This is a genomic window from Mesorhizobium sp. NPDC059025, from assembly GCF_042739655.1.
In the GTDB taxonomy this organism is placed as follows: Bacteria; Pseudomonadota; Alphaproteobacteria; order Rhizobiales; family Rhizobiaceae; genus Mesorhizobium.
The window spans coordinates 101,602-127,828 of sequence record NZ_JBHYIM010000002.1 but is presented as its reverse complement, the minus strand read 5'-3'; the positions used below and the strand labels follow the sequence as shown (position 1 = coordinate 127,828).

The 26,227-nt window shown below is 60.2% G+C and carries 24 protein-coding genes and 1 tRNA gene; 9 read left to right on the top strand and 16 right to left on the bottom strand.

The window, feature by feature from the left end; all coding sequences use genetic code 11:
* Positions 1-64 precede the first annotated feature (64 nt).
* Positions 65-1,909 (top strand): hypothetical protein, encoded by a 1,845-nt coding sequence (locus ACFWYE_RS04715; protein ID WP_379109908.1) that lies wholly within the window; start codon positions 65-67, stop codon positions 1,907-1,909.
* Here the strand turns inward: ACFWYE_RS04715 and ACFWYE_RS04710 are convergent.
* Complete coding sequence (locus ACFWYE_RS04710) at positions 1,904-2,107, bottom strand: hypothetical protein (protein ID WP_379109906.1); 204 nt, start codon at positions 2,105-2,107, stop codon at positions 1,904-1,906. The two genes, ACFWYE_RS04715 and ACFWYE_RS04710, sit on opposite strands and share 6 nt — an antisense overlap.
* A 70-nt stretch (positions 2,108-2,177) precedes the next feature.
* Here ACFWYE_RS04710 and ACFWYE_RS04705 point away from each other — a divergent pair, with 70 nt between their 5' ends.
* Both ACFWYE_RS04705 and ACFWYE_RS04700 read left to right on the top strand, forming a co-directional pair.
* On the top strand, positions 2,178-3,551 hold the full coding sequence (locus tag ACFWYE_RS04705) for an SGNH/GDSL hydrolase family protein (protein WP_379109905.1): 1,374 nt from the start codon (positions 2,178-2,180) through the stop codon (positions 3,549-3,551).
* Positions 3,552-4,101: 550 nt separating this feature from the next.
* A complete protein-coding gene (locus ACFWYE_RS04700; protein WP_379109903.1) occupies positions 4,102-5,775 on the top strand; it encodes a hypothetical protein in 1,674 nt (557 codons plus the stop codon).
* 136 nt (positions 5,776-5,911) lie between these two features.
* Here the strand turns inward: ACFWYE_RS04700 and ACFWYE_RS04695 are convergent, their stop codons facing one another.
* Positions 5,912-6,193, bottom strand: a complete 282-nt coding sequence (locus ACFWYE_RS04695; RefSeq protein WP_379109902.1) for a hypothetical protein — start codon at positions 6,191-6,193, stop codon at positions 5,912-5,914.
* A 124-nt stretch (positions 6,194-6,317) separates the two neighbouring features.
* The gene (locus ACFWYE_RS04690) at positions 6,318-6,839 is read right to left on the bottom strand and encodes a hypothetical protein (RefSeq protein ID WP_379109900.1); all 522 of its coding nucleotides are present in this window, start codon (positions 6,837-6,839) and stop codon (positions 6,318-6,320) included.
* Positions 6,840-6,881: 42 nt separating this feature from the next.
* On the opposite strand from ACFWYE_RS04690, the gene ACFWYE_RS04685 reads away from it, so the two are divergent.
* From ACFWYE_RS04685 to ACFWYE_RS04675, 3 genes are all read left to right on the top strand, one after another.
* Positions 6,882-7,697: a hypothetical protein gene (locus ACFWYE_RS04685; RefSeq protein ID WP_379109898.1), complete on the top strand. Its 816-nt coding sequence runs from the start codon at positions 6,882-6,884 to the stop codon at positions 7,695-7,697.
* A gap of 3 nt (positions 7,698-7,700) precedes the next feature.
* The gene (locus ACFWYE_RS04680; RefSeq protein ID WP_379109896.1) at positions 7,701-7,949 is read left to right on the top strand and encodes a hypothetical protein; all 249 of its coding nucleotides are present in this window, start codon (positions 7,701-7,703) and stop codon (positions 7,947-7,949) included.
* A gap of 165 nt (positions 7,950-8,114) precedes the next feature.
* Entirely contained in the window at positions 8,115-8,513 is a 399-nt protein-coding gene (locus ACFWYE_RS04675) for a hypothetical protein (protein ID WP_379109895.1), read from the top strand.
* A gap of 19 nt (positions 8,514-8,532) precedes the next feature.
* Here ACFWYE_RS04675 and ACFWYE_RS04670 read toward each other — a convergent pair whose 3' ends face one another.
* From ACFWYE_RS04670 to ACFWYE_RS04655, 4 genes are all read right to left on the bottom strand, one after another.
* On the bottom strand, positions 8,533-9,156 hold the full coding sequence (locus ACFWYE_RS04670; RefSeq protein ID WP_379109893.1) for a hypothetical protein: 624 nt from the start codon (positions 9,154-9,156) through the stop codon (positions 8,533-8,535).
* Between the two features lie 90 nt (positions 9,157-9,246).
* Positions 9,247-9,492 (bottom strand): hypothetical protein, encoded by a 246-nt coding sequence (locus ACFWYE_RS04665; RefSeq protein ID WP_379109891.1) that lies wholly within the window; start codon positions 9,490-9,492, stop codon positions 9,247-9,249.
* 756 nt (positions 9,493-10,248) lie between these two features.
* The gene (locus ACFWYE_RS04660) at positions 10,249-10,386 is read right to left on the bottom strand and encodes a hypothetical protein (protein WP_379109889.1); all 138 of its coding nucleotides are present in this window, start codon (positions 10,384-10,386) and stop codon (positions 10,249-10,251) included.
* A 176-nt stretch (positions 10,387-10,562) separates the two neighbouring features.
* A tRNA-Leu gene (locus tag ACFWYE_RS04655) sits at positions 10,563-10,647 on the bottom strand.
* Positions 10,648-10,987: 340 nt separating this feature from the next.
* On the opposite strand from ACFWYE_RS04655, the gene tig reads away from it, so the two are divergent.
* Positions 10,988-12,454, top strand: a complete 1,467-nt coding sequence (gene tig / locus ACFWYE_RS04650; RefSeq protein WP_379110617.1) for a trigger factor — start codon at positions 10,988-10,990, stop codon at positions 12,452-12,454.
* Positions 12,455-12,695: 241 nt separating this feature from the next.
* On the top strand, positions 12,696-13,220 hold the full coding sequence (locus ACFWYE_RS04645; RefSeq protein WP_379071961.1) for a hypothetical protein: 525 nt from the start codon (positions 12,696-12,698) through the stop codon (positions 13,218-13,220).
* A 119-nt stretch (positions 13,221-13,339) separates the two neighbouring features.
* On the opposite strand, the gene radC is transcribed toward ACFWYE_RS04645, so the two are convergent.
* The 9 genes from radC to ACFWYE_RS04600 form a co-directional block, all read right to left on the bottom strand.
* Entirely contained in the window at positions 13,340-14,092 is a 753-nt protein-coding gene (gene radC / locus ACFWYE_RS04640; protein WP_379071958.1) for a DNA repair protein RadC, read from the bottom strand.
* Between the two features lie 162 nt (positions 14,093-14,254).
* Entirely contained in the window at positions 14,255-15,403 is a 1,149-nt protein-coding gene (locus ACFWYE_RS04635) for a porin (protein ID WP_379071955.1), read from the bottom strand.
* Between the two features lie 106 nt (positions 15,404-15,509).
* The gene (locus ACFWYE_RS04630; protein WP_379071952.1) at positions 15,510-16,508 is read right to left on the bottom strand and encodes an ABC transporter ATP-binding protein; all 999 of its coding nucleotides are present in this window, start codon (positions 16,506-16,508) and stop codon (positions 15,510-15,512) included.
* Complete coding sequence (locus tag ACFWYE_RS04625; protein ID WP_379071949.1) at positions 16,480-17,454, bottom strand: ABC transporter ATP-binding protein; 975 nt, start codon at positions 17,452-17,454, stop codon at positions 16,480-16,482. The genes ACFWYE_RS04630 and ACFWYE_RS04625 overlap by 29 nt, the downstream gene beginning before the upstream one ends.
* On the bottom strand, positions 17,451-18,383 hold the full coding sequence (locus ACFWYE_RS04620) for an ABC transporter permease (RefSeq protein WP_379109888.1): 933 nt from the start codon (positions 18,381-18,383) through the stop codon (positions 17,451-17,453). Before ACFWYE_RS04620 ends, ACFWYE_RS04625 begins: the two co-directional genes overlap by 4 nt.
* Positions 18,376-19,365 (bottom strand): ABC transporter permease, encoded by a 990-nt coding sequence (locus ACFWYE_RS04615; protein ID WP_379109886.1) that lies wholly within the window; start codon positions 19,363-19,365, stop codon positions 18,376-18,378. Before ACFWYE_RS04615 ends, ACFWYE_RS04620 begins: the two co-directional genes overlap by 8 nt.
* 10 nt (positions 19,366-19,375) lie before the next feature.
* A complete protein-coding gene (locus tag ACFWYE_RS04610; protein ID WP_379109884.1) occupies positions 19,376-20,974 on the bottom strand; it encodes an ABC transporter substrate-binding protein in 1,599 nt (532 codons plus the stop codon).
* A gap of 136 nt (positions 20,975-21,110) precedes the next feature.
* Positions 21,111-23,156: a prolyl oligopeptidase family serine peptidase gene (locus ACFWYE_RS04605; RefSeq protein WP_379109882.1), complete on the bottom strand. Its 2,046-nt coding sequence runs from the start codon at positions 23,154-23,156 to the stop codon at positions 21,111-21,113.
* A gap of 74 nt (positions 23,157-23,230) precedes the next feature.
* Positions 23,231-24,418 (bottom strand): M20 family metallopeptidase, encoded by a 1,188-nt coding sequence (locus ACFWYE_RS04600; RefSeq protein WP_379110615.1) that lies wholly within the window; start codon positions 24,416-24,418, stop codon positions 23,231-23,233.
* Between the two features lie 389 nt (positions 24,419-24,807).
* On the opposite strand from ACFWYE_RS04600, the gene leuC reads away from it, so the two are divergent.
* Positions 24,808-26,226, top strand: a complete 1,419-nt coding sequence (gene leuC, locus ACFWYE_RS04595) for a 3-isopropylmalate dehydratase large subunit (RefSeq protein ID WP_379109880.1) — start codon at positions 24,808-24,810, stop codon at positions 26,224-26,226.
* Position 26,227: the final 1 nt, after the last annotated feature.

Sequence of the window (26,227 nt, the reverse complement as noted above, 5' to 3'; positions counted from 1 at the left end):
CAATCCAGACGGCACATATGGCCAACCGCCTGAAGGCATGACGCGCAATCCGGTCACCGGCCAGATGGAAGATCTGCGCAGCCCGATCAACCCTCACATTCCGCAAGGCACGGCGAATGCTGCTGCTCTCGGCATGGGCCAGGGCATTGGCTTCAACATGCTGGACGAGGCGACGGCCGGCGCGTCTACACTGTTCGGTGGTGACTACGATTACAATCTTGATCGCATGCGGGAGGCCGACCGACGCGCGGCGAAAGATCACCCTGCAGCTTACTACAGCGGCATGTTGGGCGGCGCGGCTACTGGTGGCGTTTCACTCGCCAAGGGCGGCGCATCGATGGCGGCAAATGTCGCGACGCGACCTGGCGCCACACTCAGCCTTATCGCCGGAGGTTCTGCACTTGACGGGTCTATCATGGGCTTGCTTTCCGGCTTTGGCAGTGGCGAGGGGGCAGAGGATCGCGCGAAGCGTGCTGCTATCGGCGCCCCGCTGGGAGGCGTTCTTGGTTACGCTGCCCCCTATGCTATTTCTGCCGTCCAAGGGTTGGTGTCCCCGGCAGTAAATCTGATCGGCGCACGACTGCGACCGGAAAAGTATGCTGCCGACGCCATTGGCCGCACCGTTGAAAAGAGCGGATCGAACCCCGCGACCATCGTCAAGGCATTGGAGGCAGCACAGGCCGACGATCAGCCGGTTTACACGGTCGCCGACGCGCTGGGCCTGAGTGGACAGCGTGCGCTCTCGACCGTGGCCCGTAATCCCAACGAAGCCCGACAAACCGTTGTCGAGGCGCTGAATTCACGCCAGGCCGGCCAGGGGCGTCGTATCACGAATTCCCTGCAAGAGGCTTTCGATACACCTGACACGGCGGCGGCGCGTGTCAACCGCCTGACCGAAGCTCGTGCAGCTGAAGCCAATCAGCTTTACGGGCAGGCGCGCAAGGATGCCGGCGCGGTGAATATCTCGCCCGTCCTGGCACAGATCGACGAAACGTTGCAGCCCGGTGTTCATAGCCTGGTGAGGCCGAACAACCAGATCGCCAATGACAGCATCGAGGGGGCTCTTTCCCGCGTCCGCTCCATGTTGAGCGACGGCAAGTCCAACCTGACCGATTTCAACGGTGTATTCCGCGCCAAGCTCGATCTGGACGATATGATCGAAAAGGCGGTTGGGCAAAATGCCGGCAATCGCGCAAATGCGCTCCAGCAAGTTCAGCGTGTTCTCGACAATGCCCTGGCCGAAGCATCCCCGTCATATGCCCAGGCGCGCGACGCCTTCGCCGCAGCTTCGCGGCGCATCGACGCCGTTGAGGCCGGAAAGGTGGCCGCAACGCGTGGCCGGTCTGCCGATACGATAGCGGACTTCAATTCGAGAGTGCCCGAAGAACAAGTCGGGTTCCGGGCTGGTTATGTCGATCCGCTTATTGCCCAGGCAGAAGGTGCCGCGGTTGGCGTGGACAAATCGCGCCCATTGATTTCGGATGCGACCGGCAGAGAATTCCCGGTCTTTGCCGCGCCTGGCAAAGGTCGGCAACTTTGGGATCGTCTCGGCCGCGAAAAGACGATGTTCGAAACGCGCAACGCTGCAACCGGCGGATCACGAACGGCCGACAATATAGCCGATGCCGCAGACATGGCCGAATTCGATCCGAGCGTGATGGCAAAGCTGTTCCGTGGCGATGTCATGGGCGCCGGCCTGTCGGCAGCAACGCGCGCAATGAATGAAGCCAAGGGACTTCCGCCAAGCGTACTTTCACGCGTCGGTCAGGCGTTGATGATCACGGATCCGGCAGTTGCTGCAAAAATGCTCGCCAATGGCGCACAGAGCATCACGAACAAGGCGGGGCGGCGTGCGATGGCGTCCACGATTATGAACGCGCTCAACTCATCGGTTGGCAGCAAACTATGAGAACGGCCACTTGTTGCCGGTCTTCTCAATCGCGAAGGTAGCCAGCGTGCCCATGGTGAAGCCACCAAGGCCAATCGCCCACCAGTCGGGACTGTTGAAGTAGAGATATCCAACCCACGAGAATGCGACCATGAGCCAAAGACCCCACCAAATGGCGTTGGTCGGCCGTTGCTCGTTGGGGTCGTGCTCGATCTGCATGGCCCCTTCTAACCGATTTCCTGGCGCCCGTTAAGCGCACCCATTCCCGAACAGATCAGGAGAACCGCCCATGCCCCGCGTGAATGGCGTCTATCAGCTATTGCCGAACGTTTACGGCACTGCCGACGATCCTATTCAATCGGCGCCCTACAATGCTCAACTCGATGACCTGGCAACTGAGGCGAATAGCGCGCGGCCGGTGAAAGCGGGGGGCACGGGCGCGGCCACACCGGATGCCGCTCGCCTAAATCTAGGCATCGACCTCACAAAGTACGTGACAGTCATAGCGGCGAACACCAGCAAGATCACGCGCCTGAAGGCTGACGCAGCGCGACGGTCGGTCTACTGGATCGGGAGCAATAGGCCCGGCCCATACGCGTCCGGCATATCGGGCGGCCCCACTGCTGCTGGCCGCACCTTCGTCATGAAGAATGCGGTCAACCATAGTTTCCAAGACGGTTTCATTCGCAAAGTCAATTTTACGACACAGAGCAACGGCGGAGACCCTTCGAACTCCTTCAAGCTAAAAGTTTTGCGTCCAAATGGAAGCAGCTATGACGTTGTTGCCGAAACGGCGCTTATCGCGGTTGGTGCCGGGAACGCTTTGAAAACGTTTGTCTTGCCAAGCCCCCTTGGCCCATTCCGCATGGGGGATGCCCTTGGCATCTTCATGACTGGCGGCGTCGGCGCAACTTCTTGGGGGCTTGCCGGTGACAACACCGGCGCCGCCGCCGGATCGATTGTCCAGTTTGTGACCGGTGACGCTATATCCGGCGCGGTGTGGTCGGAAGATACGCCCTTTGTTTTGCCCATGTGGGGAACGGGGCCTTCGCCGCTCATGATCTCCGTTGGGGACAGCATTATCGAAGGCCATCCCAACTATCACAGCTTTTTACACCTCGGCCCGGCCGGGGACCGAAACAACGACATCATGTACCATGTGATGAATGCAATCCCGAATTTTGATTATCAGAACTTTGGGCGTGGCGGGTCCACATGGGCCGATGTGCTTTCAATCTCCATGTTGGCGGACAATGCTCCATCCGAACAACCGCGCAGCTATTTATTCTATTGCGGCGTAAACGACATAGTAAACGGGCGCACATGGGCACAGGTGCAGGCTGACATGTATTCTTGTCTTGCGCGTGTCGCGGACGGCACTCCGGTCTTTCTTTCCGAAATGATCCCCTATAGCGGGCCAGGCAATGCAACTGATGCCGTTGCCGCGAAAATCAGGGACTTCAACCAAAGATACGCGGATTGGGCCGGCCTTAATGGCGTGACCTTGCTCAAGTGCTGGGACGCCATGGGGCAGGTCCGTCCGTCCACCGGCTTCAAGGATGATCTGATCGCCGCTTACAACACCGGTGACGGGCATCTGACGACAGCCGGCGCCAAGGCGCTCGCCGAAATCTACGTGCCTCAAATCTTGAATGGGCTCTAAGCTACCAGGCTTTGGCCCTATTACAGGTGGAGAGCTTTCGCAGCCTCGATGGCGGCCCAATAAACGACAAAGCCCCAAACGGCATAAATCGCGGCATCTGTCACGATGCGCTTGATCCACTCTGCCTTGGTCAAGATCTGATCCCCACCGTCGCGCACGCAGGCGCAGCCCCTTTTGCGCCCATTTAATGACCGCTTTGTGTCAGCGGCTCTAATCGCTCCGGTTGAGTCTCGCATCCCCCGATTGGGGTAACTCCTTGAAAGGACAATCCAAGACGGACTGGCCCATCGGCGTGGCGATGGTTGCGAGGTCGTCGCGTACAGAGAAACTCGTGACGATCGGATTCACTAAAGCTCAGCTGCGCTAGCCCTACAGCCACCGACACTGCCTGACGTGTATGCCTGTGAAAGGTGGTCTTGACCGTGAAAACCTGTGAACGGCCGAGCCTCAATAGATTGTCTTGATAAGAGGCTAGATCATCATTCGACGGCATCACCCTCATCTCGCCGATGTGGCGGGTCGGTGGTTGGCTACTTCGAAAGGATCAATCATGACGGACGTATTCGCTACGCTGGCCGAGGCTAAGGCTTACAGCCCTCCCACCGCACCAAGCTTCATCCAAATTGCCGGTTACTCGATGGTCGGTGATGGTGGCGGTGCTTCATACAAATCGGTTCCAACCCAACCTGCTCATGCGGGCAAGTTTTCAATCAAACTCTCGGATGGTGTCACCATCGTTTGGTACGAACTCTCGGAGCAGATCCCCACCAGTGCAATGCTTGGCGCCGTGCGGGACGGCTCGACGGATGACACTGCGGCGATTCATGCCTTGGTGGCCTACGTGAAATCGAAAGGCTTGGAGAACTTCGTAATTTCCCCGGGTTTCCACGCCGTGACAATGGTGGAAATAGAGAAGCTAAACGGCCACGAAATCACGTTCCTAGGCTACTTGTCCGGCATAGCCACCACAGCAAAGGACGCTGTTTTCCGTCTTAAAAATTCTGCGGCTGTCCGGATCATTGGACCGAAAGTGACGGCAGGGAAGAACCTGAACTACAAATGCGGCATGCTGTTCGATACCGATATCGCAGGTGGCCAAGCATGGTCCGGGTGCAGCAAAATTAGCCTAGTAAATCCGGTTGCCACATCAGTGGCAAAGGCCATGCAATGGGGCAATACTAGCTTCCCGGACACGCTGATTTCCGAGAACTCCGTTGTCGGTGGTTACTGGTACGAGGTCCAGCAGGGAGTTGAAGTCATTGGTTCGCAAGCCTTCCTGTCGCTTGAGAGCTTGCAGAACATTTGCGGTTCAACATCAGGGTCATCAGAATGGCTGGCTATCGAGCCATTCGCAGTGCGATCTGTTGGGTCCGAAGTTCGGACCGGAAAATGCGAGCACCTTCTGACGGCTAGGACCAATGGTGTTGTGTTCGTGATGGAGCCGGTTGCTTCAACGACGTACGGAAATCCGTACGGGCAAATCTATTCGACCGATGACGCATGTGAGACGGCTTCTCCGTTGCTAAAGGTTCGCAATCCCTCTGCCTTGGCAACTCCGACGTCCGCGACCTCGCGGTTCCAGATTTCCGGTCATCACGGATATCACTCGCAGAATACTGCCGAGTTCTTGCAGGTACTGGATACGACATATGCCGGCTTCCTGCATGTTGGGCCTGGGAATTCTTACGGTCCTGTGGCCCGCACCTATGCGAATATCTATTCGCAAAGCGCGCAATGTCACATCTTCCAGGATGACTGCGCGTTCGGTTCTGGGTTCCGCAAGGGGCTCGGGTCGATTGTTGGCGGCATCGTGCACTTCTCGAAGCGAGACATCATGCAGATGTATGATGCTGGCGATCAGGTGCTTGCCGCAAATGTGATGGCAAAAGTTGGGTTTACCGCACGCCGCACAGGCGAAGATTATGAGAGGTTTTACGGAAACTTTGCCGCGGGTACATTCACGACGCCGCAACCATTGAAGGATGTCGAAGTTTCATTTTGCATGCAGACCTCGCCCTACAACTACGACGTCTCTTTCCTCGTCAACGCAGGGGTGGATGTGTTTCCGATAGCAGGGAAAGCTAATACCACCACCCTTGCAGGTGGGACCGTGAAACTCGGCGATGTGCCCGCAGGTACAGCGATCCAACTACAAGCAGTCTCGTCTGGGGGCGCAACGACAATCCTGCAGTATGACCGGATGATTATCTCGGCCAGGTACTGAATCTCTCCCATCAGACAACGTCATGATGTCGGCTCGCATTCGCAATTGCGAGCCGATCGCTGGGCAGCGAGCCCCATAGCCACTTGAAAGGATCAACGATGAATGCGAACGTGCCCGCCGGCGCGGCGACTGCTGTTCAGCGTCCAGCTCTCCGCCAGCCGGCTTGGCGCGCTTCGACCTCCGTGCAAAACCACCGCTCGCCGTATTCGGGTCGGATGATCGTGCTGTCGTAATCATACTGACCCGGCACATGGTAGATGTGTTCGCCGGAACTTATCGAGATATTGCCCTTGATCACGCAGTCGCTCTTGGAGAATGCGGCCGGCGACGGGATGGCATTTCGCAGATCATCGCTGAAGTAGCCAAATCCTCCGGCACCAACAATGAGCAAGGCAATGGCGAACGGGCTTCCACGCATCGTTCATCGGTAGCAGACGGCCATCAACGGCCAGTTGCAGCAATTCCAACAATTTGACCGAAAGGGATAATTTATGGACCGTTCGCGTTTCTTCGCGACGTTGCGCCAACGTCCGGCGTTTTCGTTACCTCCGTCCCGGCGCCATCGACGATGGAAACTCTAGAATGACCGCCTTGTCCCCTCTGAGGATTTCAACCGGCAGATCGTTGTCAGTGTTGGGCACCAAAAGATTGCAATTGCCGCATTGGAAGTATTTCCCGGTCTGTCCCTCGGCTAACGTGACTTCGATATCAAAGCCGTCTCGCGCTGGTTTGTAGTGGACGGCGTAATCCTTGTCGTTGCACCACTTGTCTTGATCGCAAGCCAGATAAACTAAGCAGGTCTCCATGGAGCAGAACATATTGTTGTTCATGCTCTTTATTGCCGTTCGGAGCCTTCTTGCAACGCAGGCGCGGAATTCGTCTGCGGTGATGGTTGCCTGGTAGCAAGCGTTCCTGACTCCGGGAATTGTGAAAAGAGGCTTGCTGTGAGCCAGAGCTGGCATCGCTGAGCCAAGAAAGATCAGGACTACCATTCCTAGTTGCACGGCGATCTCTCGACTCATTTTGAGGCTGTAGCGATCGCCTACCGCAAATGTGTGCGGCACTCCATCGCTCAAATGAACTAAGCCCTGAAAGGACACATCAGTATGACGAACGCACCTACGGGAGCGGGCGACCGCTATTACGTGTACCGCCCGACCCTCGACCTGATAGGCAAGTCCGAAGGCACCGACAAGGGCAGAGGGTACAACGAAACCCTTGGCTACGGCGCCTACACCGGTGGCGACCAGGATCTCGTCAGCATGACGCTCGACCAGATCGACACGCTGCAGACGAAGATGCTGGCCAACAGGAAGAACAAGCTGAAGTCTTCGGCGCTCGGCCGGTACCAGATCATTCGCACCACGCTCCGAACCATGCGCCAGCAGCTCGGACTCACCGGTCGCGAGAAGTTCGACGCTGAGATGCAGGACCGGCTGGCGTGCTACCTGCTTGGCCAGCGCGGTATCGATAAATGGTTGGCTGGCCGACTGAAGCTGGAGACGTTGATCGACAACCTCTCAATGGAATGGGCAAGTCTGCCCAAGGTCAGCGGCAAAGGTCATTACGAAGGCCAGAACGCCGGCGTCTCCGTGTCTCAGGTTAAGGCCGCTCTTGCCGAAGTCGCGCGCCGTCATGCTGAAGGCCAGCCCAAGGTCATCGAGAAGGTTCCAGTAACGGTCGAAACGCCTGTCGTGCCAAAGGATGTCGAGAAAGAAGTCAAGAGGAAGACCGGTCTGTGGGGCTGGCTCACGACGATCTTCGGTAGTGGTGGCGTCGGTGTGGCTGGTTTCCTCGGCGCCGACTGGCAGACGATCGCGGCCATTGGTGTCTTTGCCCTCGTTGTGCTGCTTATCGTGGTCGTCCTTCGCCGGCAGATCATCGGCGCTGTGCAGGACATCCGCGGCGCGGTGGAAGGCTGAGCCATGTGGGCCTTCCTCACCTCCAAGCTCGGCGTCTCGATCATGTGCGGCTTGGTGATCACCGCCTTTCTCGGCTGGACCCACTACGAAATGTACGAGACCGGCCGACGCTATGAGCGCCAGGCCATGCTCAACCGATCCGTGATCATTCTCCGCGAAAGGAGCAAAACCGATGCTGCAGTTTCTGCGATGGATGACGCTGGCCTGTGTTCTGCCCTTGGCGGCGTGTTCACAGACGGCTCGTGTCAGTGATTGTGATGGGGTCGCGAAGTTGACGCCATCTGGCGACACCAGGCGCTTCATCGTCGCGAATGACCGGCCATTCGCCAAGCAAGTAGCGAGCCACAATCAATTCTGGGCCGGTCGCGGCTGCTGGAAATAGCAAGACAGGGCATAGGGGCGGATACGGTGAGCGACATGGCCAACACCTCCGAAAAGATCGTCAACAGCGTGATCATCACGATGATTGCGCGGTTGTCGATGACGCTGGCGATGCCGACGCTGGCGTTTCTATTCTGGCTCTACACCGGATGGCAGGATGACAAGTTCGACGGAATGAAATCGCAGATCGAGCAGTCGCAACGCTCCGCGCAGCAGGCATCGGAGCTTGCTATCAAGCTATCTGAACGTCTGACGACCGTCGAAACCAAACAGGCAGAGGCGACGATTAGCTCCGAGAAGTTTCAGAACGCCACGCTGACAAGGCTCGACAGGGTGCAAGACAGCATCGTCGGTTTGTCCAACACTGTGGCAGCCCTTACTGCGACACTTCAAGCAGTCGCCGAAGACCGCGGTAGATCATCTCTCCCACGCTAATGGCGTAACCGAATTCCGGCTATCGTCGCGATGCTGATCCTGGCGTTGAGGTCGTACTCGGAGAGGTTTCAGGCTGTGCAAGTGTCTTTTGCTTTGGAAAAATCATCGGCATAAACGATCGGATCCCATGTTCATCCATCCAGCCGCCGAATGTGCCGTCGCCGTCGATGCCGAGCCTTGTACCTTTGTCCGTGGATCTGTCCTTATCGCCGTGCGTGTCGACCTTTTCAGGAGTGTTCGAGGTATTGTTAGTCACTTCGTTCTGCTTGGCCGCCTGGCGTTGTTGATCTGCTGTGTACTGAGCCTTCTCGCGTTCATTTGACACTGTTGTGTTTGGACGGGTGAAAAAGCTTGTAATCACGCGCCAAGGTTTCAGTGAAAAGTCGCTCCAGGAATACGTTTGATCGTGGTCGTCCGGATAATCTTCCGCAACCAGTTCTGTCGAAGAGCATGCAATAATCAGCACACTCAAAACCACGCGAGTATCCATCCCGCGATCCCCCCAACATGAGCTATAATTGCCCGCCCAGCCGAAGCTGGATGGGCGGCCCTCTTGCATTTCGGGACAGTGCGGCCGGCTGGTGTTTCTTAAATCACCAGGAGGCAATTTCCAACCGACCGCAGCGCCGAGGCGCGTCTGCACCTTATCTCCAGAAGTTGTTGGCCGCCAACACCGCGAGGGCAACCACGCACCCAGCGAAGTAAATCAGGCTGATCCAGACAATCACTTTTTTCATTGATGGGTCGAGCTGTTTGGGGACGTTCCAGGCTGCAATCTCTCGGCTATATCGTCGAGCAACCCGGCCCTTTCCTGGCAGATCCAGTAAAGCTGCTCTGCGACGTAAGGCGATAAGGCATCCTCGCTCAAGGTCCAACGGCGCAGCGTGTTGGTGGTAACGTTCAGGTCTCGTGCAAGGTCGGATTGCCATCGCGGCCCATACAGCGCCTCGCCAGCTTCCTTTAGGAGTTTTCCGCTCATCAGATGATCTCTCTGCGCTTCAGGCGCGCGTCCGAACCCATACGATCGTGCAAGCGACAAGCGTGACTGCTAAAGCCTGAAACCATCGGCGTTCCCAAAACCGCGTTGGGCGTTCCCAATTATATCGCGACATTATAAATCTCCCCGCCCTGGGCGATCTTCGACCCGTCAGCATAGTCGAGCACCTTACGCCAAGGCTAAGGGCAACTCATAAGATCGGCAAGAACATCTAAGGTTGATACCATGTTGAAGTCACCCATGAAAATCTCTGCCGCTGCTCGGGCCCGGCTAGTCATCGACATGGCGCAATTGCGGACTGGGGCTGGAGTGGATCTGATCCCAGCATTTCTTTGGGAAAACTCTGAGGTTTCGATTGGAGCTTTTAGAGCGACAGATCGGCAAGAAATGCATGCGAGAATACGAAACGCTGATGGATACGAGTACGTTTGGTGTGGCGCGGATGATGCTGCTGAGGGAAAGACCCTCGATTACCGAGATGGGATGTACGTTCTCGATTGATTGACTATTGGGGCTGCGATTTGCACGCAACACCCTTCGGACCATAGAAACAGGGCCAATTCGGGTCGGCGAGGTGTTCGCCGGTCTGACGGCCGTACCATGCAATGCCCACGATGACAGCGGCCAGGACGATCAAGATGAAAACGGCACCAGGGAAATCCCGCCGTCGCATCGCCAGCCAGATCGATATGCTCTTCCGGATAGACATGCCATCTCGTTCCACGCTTCGACGATCTTCTAGAATAGGCTCCAGACCCATTCGCCGGCACGCCACAGGCCATAACCGGCGAGATAGAGCAGGGCACCGCCTACGATGATCGCATACAGCCATTGATGGTGGCGGAACGGGCGGCGGCCGATGCTGTAGCCTTTCATGAAATCCCCCGCATTCTCTTCCGGAGGCTCGCGGTTTCAATGCGCAGCTCTAAAAACACCATGGATACAGCTACATATCGCCACAGTAAGCGAAAAACGCAAAGCTGGATTGCGAAGGGGGTAGGAAATCCTATCTCGCATTAAGTAATTGTTTTTACGAGATAAAATATGAAAAGTGGTGCGGATGAAGGGACTCGAACCCCCACGCCTTTCGGCACCGGAACCTAAATCCGGGGCGTCTACCAGTTCCGCCACATCCGCATGGCGGGCCAAATCCCACGTAGCCATCATTCTGTCAATGTCGATGGTCAAGACACAGCTTGTTGCCGGGCGCGAAGATAGTTGAAAATCGGCCCCGCCTGTGACAAAAGGCGTGTCGAATGTGACGGGATGCGACGATCCGCTTCTGCTAAATGTGATATGAAGTCGGAAAAACAAAGACTTAATCACATTTTGGGGCGTCGTTGGGGGAATTGAGCCGCCGAAGCGGTCAAGGCTCCAGCTTCCGTACCAAAAAGCCACTCCCGGCAAGATTACTCCGGCAGGCTGCGAACGGCAGGTCCGTTAGCCAGTCTCATTGGTTAAGATAAAAGGTTTGATGATGCAGGTCACCGAAACGCTCAATTCCGGCCTCAAGCGCGAGATCAAGGTCGTCGTGCCCGCCGGCGACATGGAGGCCAAGCTGCTGGCCCGGCTGTCGGATGCCAAGGACAAGGTCCGCATCAACGGCTTCCGCCCGGGCAAGGTGCCGGTCCAGCACCTGCGCAAGGTTTACGGCAAGTCCTTCATGGCCGAGGTGGTCAACGAGATCCTGAACGAGTCGCGCACCATCATCACCGGCCGCGGCGAAAAGGCCGCCATGCAGCCCGAGGTCATCATGACCGAGGATGAGAAGGAAGCCGAAAAGATCCTGGCCGGCGGCAGCGATTTCGAATTCAAGCTGAATTACGAAGTCATCCCTGCGATCGAGATCAAGGATTTTTCCGACATCAAGGTGACCCGCCCGGTCTATGACGTGCCGGAATCGGAAATCGACGAGCAGGTCCAGCGCGTGGCCGAATCGTCTCGTTCCTACGAGACCAAGTCGGGCAAGGCCGCCGAAGGCGACCGCGTCACCATCGACTATCTCGGCAAGATCGACGGCGAGGCTTTCGCGGGCGGCGGCGGCACCGATCAGCCGCTGGTGCTGGGTTCGAAGGAATTCATTCCGGGCTTCGAAGATCAGCTGGTCGGCACCAAGGCCGGCGATGAAAAGCTCGTCACCGTGACCTTCCCGGAAAACTACCAGGCAGCACATCTGGCCGGCAAGGAAGCGACCTTCGACGTCACCGTCAAGGAAGTTGCAGCGCCGGGCAAGCTGGAGGTCAACGACGAGACCGCCAAGAACCTCGGCCTGGAATCGCTTGAGCGCCTGCGCGAGGTGGTGAAGGGCCAGATCGAAAGCCAGTTCGGTTCGATGACACGCCAGAAGGTCAAGCGCCAGCTGCTCGACCAGCTCGACACGTCCTATTCTTTCGAGGCACCGTCCAAGCTGGTCGAGGCCGAGTTCACCAACATCTGGAACCAGGTCAATCGTGATCTCGAAGCCGCCGGCCGCACCTTCGCCGACGAAGAGACGACCGAGGAAGAAGCTCGCGCCGAATATACCCGGCTTGCCGAGCGTCGTGTGCGCCTCGGCCTGGTGCTTGCCGAGATCGGCGAGAAGGCTGGTGTCACGGTTTCCGACGAAGAGCTGCAGCGTGGCCTGTTCGAGCAGATCCGTCGTTTCCCGGGCAACCAGCAGCAGGAAGTCTATGAGTTCTACCGCTCCAACCCGGATGCACTGAACACGCTGCGCGCGCCGATGTTCGAGGAAAAGGTCGTCGACCATCTGCTCGGCCAGATCTCCGTCACCGACAAGAAGGTGAGCAAGGAAGAGCTGATGGCCGAGGACGAGGAAGCCGAGACCAAGGCCAAGCCAGCCAAGAAGGCCGCCGCCAAGAAGGCGGAAAAGGCTGAAGAGGCTGGTGCTGAGGAGCCGAAGAAGAAGGCTGCGCCGAAGAAGAAAGCCGCCAAGGACGCTGAATAAGCGTCAATGGAAAGGAACGAGGGCCGCCGCAAGGCGGCCTTTTTCTTTGCATGGACCTGCGCCGCTTGTGCTCCAAAATGGTCTGTCGGCCGGCCGCGTTGCACTCTTGTTTGCTCCACCGGTCTGTACATGCAGACTACTGGCGATTGCTCAAGATGCCACTAAATCACCACTAATCACTTGGTAAGCTGCCGTAGCGTAGCCTGCAGCAGAGTCGTGCCTGTTTTCGCGGAGGGCAAAATTGGTAGGGTCGGTTGTCGGACTTCGTCCGCTGCTTGGCATGGTGTTGCTGGCGTTCGGCTGTGGTGCCGCGCGGGCGGACGATGCTGCCGATCGCTGGCGGTTCGGCTCCGCTTCTGATGGTTCGATCACCGCCTCGCTCTCTGCCGACAGCATCATAGCCATAGGCAGCGGCGCGCTCGGCTATCGCCCGGTCCTGACCATAGCTTGCCGCCCGGACGGGGAGCCGCAGTGGAGCGAGTGGCTGCAGCTGAACGATGGTGTCGCTGTCGCGGACACGATCACCGTTGCCGTGTCAGTCGACCGTGGCGAAAACGTCAGGGAAGACTGGTCGGTGTCCAATGGTTCGCGAACATTGATACGACCTGGGACCGATGCCGTCAGTCGTCTGGCGTCGGCCAAGCACCTCAGGCTTTCGTGGCGTTTTGGCGTCATTACCGGTCGTGCCAACGCCGATTTCTTTCTGGCTGGTGCCGCCGCGGCCATCGACAGGCTGGCCGCCGAATGCAAGATCGCGACGCCTTGACGCCCGGATAGTTTCTGGTCTCGCTTGAGCAATTCCAGGTAAAGCGTGGGACGGTTTTCTGCCCCCAATTGCGTAAAAACAAAGAGTTGGAGCGTTCCTTAAAAACGAAAACGCTCCTGCTAGATCAGCAGCAGTCCCTTCATCGAAGCATGGCCTTTCTTGCCGATGACGATGTGGTCGTGCACCGTAATCCCCAGCCTCTTGCCCGCCTCGATGATCTCCTTGGTCATGTCGATATCCGCGCGTGACGGAGTCGGGTCACCCGATGGGTGGTTGTGCACGAGGATGATTGCCGTCGCCGAGAGTTCCAGCGCTCGTTTCATGACTTCGCGCGGGTAGACCGGCGTGTGGTCAACCGTTCCGGTCTGCTGCACCTCGTCGGCGATCAGCATGTTCTTCTTGTCCAAGAAGAGGATGCGAAACTGTTCGCGGCTTTCGAACGCCATGGCGGCGCGGCAATAGTCCAGCAGCTGTTGCCAGGAAGACAAGGATTCACGACCGGTCACCTCGCTGCGGAGCGAGCGATGCGTAACCGCGGCGACCACCTTGAGGTCGAGCGCAACGGCGGGGCCGACACCCTTCACCTCTTGAAGCAGTCCCGTCGGTGCTCCCAGGACTTCGGCAAGCGTACCGAAGCGGGCAAGCAACGCCTTCGCGATGGGCTTGGTGTCTGCACGTGGGACGAGGCGGAAGAGCAGAAGCTCGAGCAGTTCGTAATCGGGCAGGGCGCTGTGCCCGGCACTGGCAAATCGCTCGCGCAGCCTTTCGCGGTGACCGAGATAGTGCGGCTGGTCCTCAGCGGTTTTCCGCTTCTCGAGCGGCGGGATTGGCTGTTCAGCCAGGAATTGACGCGCGCCGTCCCCCTTGCTCATCGAGCCCCCGCTTCGAGCCTGTCTGCCTTTTCGTCAGTGTAGAGGGAGTTCTTCGGCTGGTACAGGGACACCGTTGCAGACACCTGTCTGGCCGCGGCGGGGTTCACTCTGCCGGAAAGCAGAACCCGCCGTTGCTGACGGGTTCTGGAAGTGGTGACGGCACTAGAAGTCGCGCTGGAAGCGGAGCAGACCGCCAAGGTTGTTCTTCTTGTTCGCGTTGGTCCAGCTGCCGGTGTAGTCGGCAGTGCCGAAATTGCCTTCGTTGATATAGTCGACTTCGGCAGTAACGGTGAAACCCTGAACCAGCTGGTGAGCAACGTTGACGGCGACGCCGAGGTTCTCGGCGTCATCGTAGGAGAGCTGGGCGTTGAACGAGGTCTTCTCGTTGAACTTGTAGGTGCCGCCACCCCAGAATGCCCAGTTGCCGCCCCACAATTTGTAGAAGTTGCGGTCGATATGATCATTTGTGCCGTAACCGGCCATGATGAACAGGTCGATCTGGTCGGTCGCTTTCAGGTCGAGGCGAACCTTGCCGGCCCACTCCTCGAAATTGCTGTTATAGGCAACGACGCCGGTGATACCACCCCAGCCTTGGGCGTATTTCAGGCCGCCGACGACATGGGGCACATAGCTGTCGATGGTGTTGTCGGCACTGGTCCAGGTGTCGCCGGCGCGTTTCCATTTCGAAAACTTGCCCGCACCCTGCTCCAGCGAGACGATCGCCGAGAAGCCATTGCCGGCATCGAAGGTGTAGCTGATCAGGTTGGTATCGAGGGCGCTGTAAGGAACCAGCGTGTCATTGATGACGTTGCCGGCATAATCGATGAAGCTGGCGAAAGCCGTTTCACCCTTGCCGATACGCAGGCCACCGAGCTGAACCCAGGCGAAGGTCAGTGCGTAGCCATTGCTTGTCGAGTTCGAACCGTAGTCCTGAGGGTTGCCGAAGTCGAAGCGGGTCGAGGTGTAGGTTTTCAGGGTGCCAAGTTCAGTCTCCTGGCCGGTCCAGGTCCTGATGGCGAAGCGGGCGAGTTTCCACCAGGTGCCTTGCTCCTTGTTGTCGAGCCGGTCATTGGCACGGGCGCCGTTGTAGGCGCCGACGTCTCCCATGCCGATATCATAGCGGATGTAGCCGCCGACCCGCAGGCAGGTCTCTGTGCCTGGGATGTAGAAGTAGCCGGCGCCGTAGACGTCGCAGATCTTGACGTATTCAGCGGGTTCCGGCTCGGCGACGACGACAGCGTCGGCGGCGCGCGTAGCGGAAACTGCGAGCAGAGCCGCAGCTGAGCCGAGCAAAAGGCTCTTGATGTTCATTGTCTCCTCCAATGAAAAGTTCAGAAAAATGGGCGCGTTTTTTGCCGGGGACAGCGTTCCCAGCGCTGGCCCCCTTCCTGAAAAAGATGCGCGACGCGCTGCTTCTTCAGATTTCTCCCGCGCGATGGCAGGCAATCAGTGTGTTGGATGCGGATGGCCGTAATGCCGGCATGACTGTCCGACATGGGTCCCGGGCATGCGGACACCGGCCGGCATAGGCGCAGCCGCCCTCCGAAGTGGAACCTCCGGCCGGTATGGATGCTTCGTGACGCTTGCCCGATCCGGGGATCGCGGCCACCAGTGTGCGGGTGTAGGGATGGCCCGGCGCATTGAACAGCTCGCGGGTCGCTGCAATCTCCACCAGTCGGCCGTGGTAGAGAACGCCGACGCGGTCGCACAGATAAGCGACGACCGAAAGGTCATGCGAGATGAACAGCATCGACAGCCGGCGGCGCGCCTTGATGTCCTGCAGCAGCGTCAGAATCTGAGCTTGCACGGAGACATCGAGAGCGGACACTGGCTCATCCGCTACCAGCAGATCGGGTTCCAGCGCGATGGCGCGGGCGATGCCGATGCGTTGGCGCTGACCACCAGAGAACTGGTGGGGATGGCGGTCGGCTACAGCCGGGTCCAGCCCGACCGCCTGCAACAGACCCGCCACCCGGTCGCGCAGTTCGGCCGCTGGCAGGTCGAGATGCGTGCGCAGGGGTTCGGCGACGATGTCGGCGATGCGCCAGCGCGGATCCAGTGATGCATAGGGGCTCTGGAACACCATCTGCACCCGCTTCCGGGCACGCCGGAATTCGTTGCCGGACAGGGCAAGCCAGTCCTTGCCGTCGAACTGGATGCTGCCGGCCGTCGGCCGGATCAACCTGGCGATCATGCGGCCGATCGTGGATTTGCCGCTGCCGCTTTCGCCGACGAGGCCAAAGGTCTCCTGAGGCCCGATGGCGAAGCTGACATTATCGACGGCACGCATCACGCCCGCATGACCGAACCAGCGGCCGGGCAGGGCATAGTGCTTCTCAAGTCCCTCGATGGAGAGAAGAGCGGCGGCTGCCGCGGTTCGGGCCTGGTCAGGCGGCGAGGGGACAGGCGACAGCATGGCGCGGCTCCTCCCGGATTGGGGACAAGGTGGGAATGGCGTCGCGGCAGGTGGCGACAGCTTTGTGGCAACGCGGATGGAACGGGCAGCCAGCCGGCGGACGCGCCAGGTCGGGCACCGTGCCCGGGATTGGCCTGACCACCTGGTCTGGCGCACCAAAAGCAGGGCGCGAAGCGATCAGCCCGGCGGTGTAGGGATGTCGTGGCCGGGCCAGTACCTCGCCGGCCGGACCGCTCTCGACCACTCGCCCCGCATACATCACGGCGACGTCGTCACAGGTCTCGGCGATGACGCCGAGGTCATGGCTGACGAGGATCACGGCGGTGCCGTGCTCGGACTGCAGATCGCGGAGGAGGTCCAGGATCTGCGCCTGGACAGTGACGTCCAGTGCCGTTGTCGGTTCGTCGGCGACAATGAGGGCCGGTTCCAGCGCGAGAGCACAGGCAATGACCACACGCTGGCGCATGCCTCCTGACAATTCGTGCGGATAAGCCCGGCGTCGTCTGTCCGCGTCGACGATGCCGACACGTTCGAGAAGCGCCGTGACGCGGGCCTGTACCTCGCGCCGCCGCATCTGCGGCCGATGCCACCGGAACAACTCGGCGATCTGGTCGCCGACGGTAAGAACTGGATTGAGCGTCGAGGTGGGATCCTGGAAGATCATCGACATCCGGTTGCCGCGCAGGTTTCGCATGTCGCGCTCGGGCAGGCCGATCAGGCTTTTGTCCTCGAAGCGGATGTCGCCGCCGGCGATACGGCCCGGTGACTGGATCAATCCCATCAGCGCCTGGCCGACAGTCGACTTGCCACAGCCGCTTTCGCCGACCAGACCCAGGATGCGGTTGCGGTCGAGCGCCAGCGATACGCCGGCGACCGCCTGGACCGGTCCTCGCGGCGAGGCGTATTCGACGCGCAGGTTCTGGATTTGCAGCAGGGGCGCGCTCATCGCTCTGTCCTCGGGTCGATGAAGTCGCGCAGGAAGTCGCCGAACAGGTTGATGCCCACAGAAGTCATCAGGATCACCAGACCAGGGCCCAGCACCATCCAAGGCGCGTCGTAGAGGAAGTCGCGGCCTTCGCTGATCATCTTCCCCCAGGAAGGGGTTGGCGGTTGTACGCCGAGGCCAAGGAAACTGAGGGCTGCCTCGGCGATGATCACCAGCGCAACCTCAAGCGTGGCCAGGACCAGAACCGACGGGATCACGTTCGGCACGACGTGGCCCAGCACGATGCGCCAGCCCGGCACACCGATCGACCGCGCCGCTTCCACGAACTCCATCTGCTCGATGCGCAACGCCTCGCCCCGCACCACGCGAGCGTAGTTGACCCACAGGGCGATCGACAGCGCCAGCACCATGGTCCAGAAGCCGGGGCCCAGGATCGCCATGATCATCAGGGCGAGAAGCAGGAAGGGAAAGGCGAGCAGGAAGTCGGCCAGTCGCATGATGATGTTGTCGACGATGCCGCCGGCATAACCGGCCACGGCACCGAGGAGGGAACCGATCGTGGCGGCCAGCGTGACGACGACGACCGCGACAGCCATCGAGGTGCGGGCGCCGACAAGGATCCGGCTGAAGATGTCCCGACCCAGATTGTCGCCTCCCAGAATATGCTCCCAACTGCCGCCCGTCGCCCAGGCCGGCGGCAGGAAACGCCATCCCAGGACCTGCTGGGCAGGGTCATGCGGCGCGAGGACAGGGGCAGCGGTGGCGCAGGCCAGGATCAGGCCGACCAGCAGCAGCCCGGCAAGCCCTTTCGGGCTGCGGCGGAGCGCCTTGAAGAACCGTCCCCGGGAGACATCGGGTGCGGACTCGGCCGACGACCCGATTCCAATGGCTTGAGACCCCACGACTTGAGGCAGTGTGCTGTCAGCCATGGCGCATCCGTGGGTCTATGACATGGTAGAGAAGGTCGACGATCAGGTTCATTGCCACGAACAGCACCGCCGTGATCAGCACGGTAGCCTGCACCAGGGGATAGTCGCGGGTGGTGATGGCCTGTACCGACAGCCGGCCGATGCCTGGCCAGGCGAACACTGTTTCGGCCACGATGGCACCGGACAGCAGGTTGCCCAACTGCAGGCCGATCATCGTGATGACCGGGATGATGGCATTGCGCAACGCATGCCGCAGCACCACTGTGCGCGGTGGCACACCCTTGGCGCGGGCGAACTGGACATAGTCCTGGCGGATCGTCTCGATCATCGCCGAGCGGATCAGCCGGGCATTCACTGCCATCAGGCCGAACGCCAACGAGACCGAGGGCAGGAGGAAATAACGTGCCTTCTGCCACAGGAGGTCGAAGCGACCCTCAACGATCGCCTTTGGTAGCGCGGCGATCACCGATCCCTTGTAGCCCGAGGCCGGCAGCCAACCGAGCTGCACCGAAAACAGGAGGATCAGCAGGACTCCAAGCAGGAAGGAAGGGGTGGAGACACCGAGAACGGCGACGACGGTGCCGGCTGTATCGACCGCGCTGTCCCGGCGAAGCGCGGTCACCACGCCGATGGGGATCGCGACCAGCAGCGCCAGCACCATCGACCACAGCGTCAGTTCGGCCGTGGCCGGCAGGCGCTCCAGGATCAGTTGTGCGGTCGGCACGCGCTGGCGCAGCGAGATGCCCAGGTCACCCTGCAATGCGTTGCCAAGATAGGAAACATATTGATCCATCATCGACCGGTCGAGACCGAGTTGGCTTCGCAGCCGCGCCTTGTCGACCTCGGTCATGCCGGGGTTACCTGCCGCCATGACGTCGACCGGGTCGCCCGGCACCAGCTTGGTCATTGCCGACACCACAAACGCGATGCCTGCAATGATGATCAAGGCGTAGCCGACCCGCTTGATGATGAGAGGCAGCACCGTCCGTTCCTCAGCTCTCGATCCAGGCGGTGCTGATCGAGATGTCGCCGTCGCTGCGCAAGGCTGCGTCCTTAACTGCGGACGACAGGGCGGCAAAATTCAATGGTTCGAACAGCGGTGCCCAATAGGCCTGGCGCATGATCAGCGCCTGCGCATCGTCGAGGAGAGCCTGGCGCCCGGCCGGCTCGAACGCCACCCGTTGCGCCTCGAGCAGTTTGTCCAGCGCCGGGTCCTTGTGGAAGCTGCGGTTGTAGGACCCTTGGCTGTGCAGCGCGGCATAGAGGATATCGGCGTCATTGTATTCGTATGCCATGAAGAAGATGTGGTGCTCGCCCTTGCTCGACAGCGAGGCCCATTCGGCGACCGGAAGTGATTGAATCTCGAGCTCGATGCCGATGTCGCGCAGTTCGGTCTGCACGATCTCGGCCGTCCGACGGACCGGCGGCATGTCGGAGGTGATCATGCGCAGCTTCAGCCCTGCCTGCTGGCCGGCTTCGACCAGCAGCGCCTTGGCCTTGGCCGGATCGTAGGCACAGTCGAGTGTCTCGACCGCCTTTGAGTAACCCGGAATGGTCGTGGGCAGCGGGCCATGCGCGATCTGGCCGTTGCCGTCGAGAGCGAAGGCCAGCACCTTTTCGCGATCGATTGCGTGGCAGACGGCCTGGCGTACACGAATGTCGTCGAACGGCGCTTTGCTCATGTTGAAGACGAGGGCACGCAATCCCTGCCTCGCCCGCGACAGAAGCTGGATCTCGCCATTCTGGCGCAGCCGGCGGACAGCATCGACGGGCACCGCCTGACCGGTGGCCAGCACATCGATCTCACCCGTCTCAAGGGCCGCGATCCGGGTCGAATCCTCTGGGAAGTACAGGAATTGCACTTCATCCGGCGCCGCCACCGGACCGCATTTGTAGTCGTCGAACCGCACCAGCTTGATCCCGGTATCGGGTGCCCAGCCTGCGAAGCGGAAAGGCCCGCAGCCGACCGGGTTGCGGCCGAACTGGTCGCCTTGGGCTTCGATCGATTTGCGCGGCAGGATCGCGGTCGAGGGGCTCGAGAGACCGATCCACAGCGGTACGAAAGGTTCCTTGAACCGGTAGGCGACCGTCAGGCGGTCTATCACCTCTGCCTTGTCGAACGGACCAAGCAGATAGGCCGATGGCGATGCCGTGGCCGGGTCCATGATCCGTTGCGTGGTCCAGACGCAGGCTTCGGCATCGACGGGGCTGCCGTCGTGGAACGTCACGCCGTCGCGCAGGTGGAACACGATGGTCTTGTTGTTATCCGTTACGTCCCACCGTTCGGCCAGCCCGGGCACGACATTGCCGTCGGTGTCGAGACGTGCCAGCGGCTCGTAGATCCAGTTGTTGGTCTGGTCCGAGACGGCGACGAGCGTCTTTTGCGGATCCAGGCTGTCGGGCTCCTGGTCGCGGCCGATGCGCAGCGTTCCGCCACGCCCCTCGGCGAAAGCTTCACGGCCCGGCAGAACCATTGCCGTGGCCAGCGCGGCAAAGCCGCCGAGAACCGCTCTGCGGCTCAGTGCGGTCTGTCGTGCACGGGCATAGGTCAGCTCCAGGAATTCCTGCGGATCCATATGATCGAGTGACATGGCTTTTTCCCCTTTTTTCTACGGCCTTGTTTGAACCGATCCCCGCAGCGTAGCCGCGGACCTGGCTGGCCTGATTGTTAAACGCGACAATCAAAGGGAGCAGCTTCCTCTTGCTGCTCCCCGATTGAGGTGGTGATCATGCCGACTTGGCCAGGGTCACCTGTTCGTAGCGCTCGAACCAGTCTCCGATGCGCTCTGCGAAATCGAGATATTGGCTGGGATGGCGCTCGAGCCCGTGATTGTTGTCGGGGTAACTGACCAGAGCCGCCTCGACACCGCACATCTTCAAAGCAGTGAAATACATCTCCGATTGCGTGATGGGCGTGCGCCAGTCGCGCTCCCCGCACAGGACGATCGTCGGTGTCCGGACATTGCCGACCAGGGCCAGCGGCGAATGGCGCCAGTACACTTCCTGCTTGCCGGCATCCCAGGGTGGCCCCGAGCGCCAGCGATAGGCGAAGTAATCCGGCCGGTCCTGCAGCAGCGTCTGGCTGATCCACTCGACGACTCCGTAGACGACAGCGGCTGCAGCGAAGCGATGGGTGTGACCGATGAGCCAGGCCGTCAGCACGCCACCCGCGGATTCCCCAGCCACATAGACGCGTCGGGGGTCAATGCCTCCGCGCTTGACCACAAGGTCGACGGCATCGGCGATCATCAGATCATCGGCCCCGGGGAAGTCGTGCTCCAGATGATCGGTGAAGGTCTCACCGTAGCCGAGCGAACCGCGAGGGTTCATCATGAGCACGGCGTAGCCGCGTGCGGCCCATAGCTGCGGTATGGTCGCGAAATGTGGCCCCCAGCTCAGATAGGGTCCGCCATGGAGCCACAGGATCAGCGGCAGCGGCTTGTCGGCAGGAGCGTCGGCCGGCCGAACAAGCCAGGCCTGCATGGGCTGCCTGGTAGCGAGCCACATCGGCTCGATCGGTGCGACGGTTATGTCCGACATCCAGTCGGCTTCACGTGTCATCTCCTGGCAGCCGGTGCCGTCTGGGGAGAGAACTGCGACTTCGTCGGTCCGTGTCGAACTGCCGCGCAATATCGCGATTTCGCCCCCGCGCGAGACCGAAACGAATTTGCTCCACAGCACATATCCGGACGCCGCCGAGCCTCCCACCTCGCGCGACAGGACGGTCCATTGCCCTTCGAGGTTGACCTTTTGCAGGGATCCGGTCCCTTCGTGCGGCACTAGGGCCAGCAGTCCCGAACTATCGGGCAGCCACAGCAGTTCCTGATGGACTTCAAGTCCGTCGGGATGGTTCAAGGTGCGGAGATTGTCGCCCGATCGGCTCATGACGTGGACGACATTCGTACGGAAGCTCTTCTGCGGGCCACGGGAACCCACGAACGCAATCCACTCGCCGTCGGGTGAAACGGAAGCGTGAGCAATCGTTCCGCCGAAACGGGTCAGGCGGGTGACGGCCCCATCTGCGATCGAAAAGCTGTATACATCCGCCGCCACGGCATGGGCCGGGTCCACGGGTCCGGATGGTGTCGGGTCGCGCAGCATCGACATCACAAGGGTGCGGCTGTCAGCAGACCAGGAGATGTGTCCGGCGAGCTTCAGTTTTGTAACCAGCGCCAGCGGGCCGCCGTGTTCGAATGGATCGAAGGTCAACTGCCGGATCGTGGCGGTAGCGACATCGAGCAGGAAGATCTGGTGATGCCCTTCGGGCAGCAGTTCGGCATCGACGCCTTCTATCCGTCGCAGCAGCTTTTCCGTGTATTGACCCGGCCGCGCCCAATGTTCCGTACGAAGCGCATGCCAGGCCGGTGCCGTTTGGCTGTTCGCCTGGTCAGGCCGTACCAGCTGCGCTCGCATGACAAAGGCGATTGTTCGACCGTCGGGAGACCAGGCCAGGCCCTCGGGTGTCGACGGCAGGCTGGCGATTGCCGTGGTTTCACCCGTTGCCACGGACCAGAGGCGGATTGCATTCGCGTCGTCGCCGGCGTTCACAAATGCGAGACGGTCCGATTCCGGCGACCAGCGTGGCTGGAATCCATCGCCCAGATCCTGCACATTGCCGGACTTGCGGTCGATGACCTGTACAGCCGAAGACCAGGCGTCGCGGATGACGTCCGGCCAGTCGCGCACATAGGCGACATAACGCCCATCTGGCGAAATCTGCGGGTCTGACGGCAGACGCAGCCGGAAATAGTCCTGTGGCTCAAGAACCGACACGTGAGAGATCCTCCATTGGATTGGCTGGTGCGCTCGCGAAGGGAGTTTTGCTGAACCGCTGCACGAATGTGCAGTCATCCATCCCGGGAACGGGCACCAAGGCCGAGGCGCCGATGGGCAATTCCTGCGAACATGCCCGCGGCGACCGGTAGAATGTCGTCGTTGAAATCGTAGAGGGGGTGGTGGAGATAGGCGCTGTCTTCGCCATTGCCGACGAAGAAGAAGCAGCCGGGAACCTTCTCCAGGTAGAAGGCGAAGTCTTCGGCCCCCATTGTGGGAAGCTGATGGACATATCCGGCATTGTCGGGCCCGACGACATCGACGGCGACAGCCACGGTGAACTCGGTTTCGGCATCGTCGTTGACGACGGGTGGAATGCGCAGGATGCGCGTCAGTTCTGCCTCGGCGCCGTGGGCGTGGCAGACGCTCGTGATCAGGCGGTTGAGTTCGCGATCTATCATTGCCCCGGTTTCGGGACTGGCATCGCGCGTGTTGATCGTCATCGATGCGCGGCCGGGGATGATGTTGTGGGCGTTGCCCCCATGGAACTGCGTGACGCTGACCACTCCCGATTCCAGTGGAGAGAGACGTCTCGAAACCACGCTTTGCATGGAATGGATCAGGCTTGCGCCCACGAATATCGGGTCGACCGCCAGGTCAGGTCGGGACGAGTGGCCGCCATTGCCGATGATGGTGACCTCGTAGACCGAAGTGCCGCCCATGGCCGGGCCCGCCTTGGCGAAAACCCGGCCTTGCCGATAGCCCGGGCGGTTGTGAAAGCCGTAAATGGCGTCGACCCCGGCGAGTGCGCCTTCCTCGATCATGCGGGCAGCGCCTGTGCCGCCTTCCTCTGCAGGCTGGAACAGCAGCTTGATGCGCCCGCCCAGTTGTTCGCTTTCCGAGGCAAGCTTCGCAGCGGCCAGCAGCAGCGAAGCCGTATGTCCGTCATGGCCACACGCATGCATCTTGCCCGGGACGGTTGACGCGTAGCTCAGACCTGTCTCTTCCTGGATTGGCAGGGCGTCCATGTCGGCACGAAAACAGAGGGTAGGACCTGGCCGTCCGGTATCAAGCGCGCCGATGACGCCGGTGCCCGCGATACCCTGCCTCGTTTCATACCCATGCCTGACGAGGAAACTGGCGACGAGGTCGGACGTTTCCCTTTCCTCGAATTTCAACTCGGGTCTGCTGTGCAGGTGACGACGTATGGAAGTTGCTTCTTCCACGGCCGATGACTGGAATGAGGTCAAAGGTGCCCGCATCATTTCCCGTAACGCCGGCTGTATCCGGTCGCATTCTGATCGGCCTGGATGATACGGCCATCAAAGAAGCCCATATGCATGCTTGCCTCCCCGTTTGTTCGCTGCTTCGCCTCACAAGATCTTGCTTGATAGGCGAGAGTTTCCCCCAGCGTTGTTCGCGTCTCGGCTTTTTTGATCCGGCTGGATGCCGCCGATAGACTGTCGACAACGATGACACGTTTTTCTTCTGCTCGTTGGCCGACTGCACATCGGCTGACCGGCAAAGCCACCCTAGTAATTCGGTACGCTCGACGGCCAGCAGGATTTGCCGATCAATCGATGCAAGTTTTGCATGGGACCACCCGCGTTCGCCGACGCTAACCTTTGCTGCAACAGGCCGGAGGTTGAGGGTGCATAGGGCTCGAACGCTTTACGACAAACTCGTTGATCGTCACACGGTGAGGGGGCTCGACGAGCAGGGTCGGCAGGTCGTTCTCTATGTCGATCGCACCGTGCTGAACGAATACACTTCGCCGCAAGCATTCACCGCCCTTCGCCTGGCCAAGCGTTCTGTCTGGCGGCCAGGCGCGGCTCTCGGCGTTGTGGACCACGTCAATCCGACCGTCGTCGGCCGTATCACCATGCCGGGAGATGCGGCGAAACAGACCGCATATTTCGCCGAGAACTGCCGTGATTTCGGCATCGAGATTTTCGACATGAAGCATGCCATGCAAGGCATCGAGCATGTGGTGATGCCTGAGATCGGCCTGGTATTGCCGGGCATGGTGATTGCGGCAGGCGACAGCCACACCACCACCTACGGCGCGTTTGGCGCCCTCGGCTTCGGAATAGGAACATCCGATATCGAGCACTACCTGGCAACGCAGACGCTGATCTACAAGCGGCTGGCATCGATGCGTGTCACGCTGGAGGGGCATCTGCCGCCGGGCGTGCGTTCCAAGGATGTCGTGATGGCGTTGATCGAGAAGATCGGCGCTTCGGGCGCGACGGGCTATGCGATCGAATTTCAGGGAGCCGGCATCCGTGCGCTTAGCATCGAGGCGCGCATGACATTGTGCAACATGGCTGTCGAGTGCGGTGCACGCGGCGCACTGATCGCGCCTGACGAAAAGGTCATGGACTATCTCTCGCAAACGCCCCGGGCGCCGAAAGGCGAGCTTTGGCGACTGGCGGCTGAAAGCTGGGCATCCTTGCAGACGGATCAGGATGCGGCCTTTGACAGGGAAGTCGTTCTGGCCGCTGGCGAAATCGCACCGATGGTGACCTGGGGGACGAGCCCGGATCAAGCGGTCAAGATCACAGAGTGCGTACCCGATCCCTGTCTGCAACCAGACCCTGTCCGCCGCCAGGCGATCGAGCGTGCTTTGGTTTACATGGATCTCAGACCCGGTCAGCCCGTGGCTTCGATCGAAATCCAGGCGGCATTCATCGGCTCCTGCACCAACGCGCGCATCGAGGATCTGCGCGACGCGGCGCGAATTCTTGAAGGGCGGCAAATCGCGCCGGGTGTGAGGGCGATCGTTGTTCCGGGGTCCATGTCGGTAAGGCGCCAGGCAGAAGCCGAGGGCCTCGACCGCATTTTTACCTCGGCTGGTTTTGAATGGCGGCAATCGGGCTGTTCGATGTGTCTGGCGATGAACGACGACGTTCTCGCCCGTGCGGAGCGGTGTGCTTCCAGCACCAATCGAAATTTCGAAGATCGTCAGGGCGCCGGGGGACGTACGCATCTGATGAGTCCGGCAATGGTTGCGGCATCGGCCGTGGCTGGTCGCCTGGCGGATGTTCGTCAAATCGCGGGTGAACGCTAGA

Bases quoted from the DNA above. Each gene is read 5' to 3' on its own strand.
- ACFWYE_RS04715 (WP_379109908.1), top strand. From the start codon at position 65: ATGGAAGATCTGCGCAGCCCGATCAACCCTCACATTCCGCAAGGCACG.
- ACFWYE_RS04710 (WP_379109906.1), bottom strand. From the start codon at position 2,107: ATGCAGATCGAGCACGACCCCAACGAGCAACGGCCGACCAACGCCATT.
- ACFWYE_RS04705 (WP_379109905.1), top strand. From the start codon at position 2,178: ATGCCCCGCGTGAATGGCGTCTATCAGCTATTGCCGAACGTTTACGGC.
- ACFWYE_RS04700 (WP_379109903.1), top strand. From the start codon at position 4,102: ATGACGGACGTATTCGCTACGCTGGCCGAGGCTAAGGCTTACAGCCCT.
- ACFWYE_RS04695 (WP_379109902.1), bottom strand. From the start codon at position 6,193: ATGCGTGGAAGCCCGTTCGCCATTGCCTTGCTCATTGTTGGTGCCGGA.
- ACFWYE_RS04685 (WP_379109898.1), top strand. From the start codon at position 6,882: ATGACGAACGCACCTACGGGAGCGGGCGACCGCTATTACGTGTACCGC.
- ACFWYE_RS04680 (WP_379109896.1), top strand. From the start codon at position 7,701: ATGTGGGCCTTCCTCACCTCCAAGCTCGGCGTCTCGATCATGTGCGGC.
- ACFWYE_RS04675 (WP_379109895.1), top strand. From the start codon at position 8,115: ATGGCCAACACCTCCGAAAAGATCGTCAACAGCGTGATCATCACGATG.
- ACFWYE_RS04665 (WP_379109891.1), bottom strand. From the start codon at position 9,492: ATGAGCGGAAAACTCCTAAAGGAAGCTGGCGAGGCGCTGTATGGGCCG.
- ACFWYE_RS04660 (WP_379109889.1), bottom strand. From the start codon at position 10,386: ATGAAAGGCTACAGCATCGGCCGCCGCCCGTTCCGCCACCATCAATGG.
- tig (WP_379110617.1), top strand. From the start codon at position 10,988: ATGCAGGTCACCGAAACGCTCAATTCCGGCCTCAAGCGCGAGATCAAG.
- radC (WP_379071958.1), bottom strand. From the start codon at position 14,092: ATGAGCAAGGGGGACGGCGCGCGTCAATTCCTGGCTGAACAGCCAATC.
- ACFWYE_RS04635 (WP_379071955.1), bottom strand. From the start codon at position 15,403: ATGAACATCAAGAGCCTTTTGCTCGGCTCAGCTGCGGCTCTGCTCGCA.
- ACFWYE_RS04630 (WP_379071952.1), bottom strand. From the start codon at position 16,508: ATGCTGTCGCCTGTCCCCTCGCCGCCTGACCAGGCCCGAACCGCGGCA.
- ACFWYE_RS04625 (WP_379071949.1), bottom strand. From the start codon at position 17,454: ATGAGCGCGCCCCTGCTGCAAATCCAGAACCTGCGCGTCGAATACGCC.
- ACFWYE_RS04620 (WP_379109888.1), bottom strand. From the start codon at position 18,383: ATGGCTGACAGCACACTGCCTCAAGTCGTGGGGTCTCAAGCCATTGGA.
- ACFWYE_RS04610 (WP_379109884.1), bottom strand. From the start codon at position 20,974: ATGTCACTCGATCATATGGATCCGCAGGAATTCCTGGAGCTGACCTAT.
- ACFWYE_RS04600 (WP_379110615.1), bottom strand. From the start codon at position 24,418: ATGCGGGCACCTTTGACCTCATTCCAGTCATCGGCCGTGGAAGAAGCA.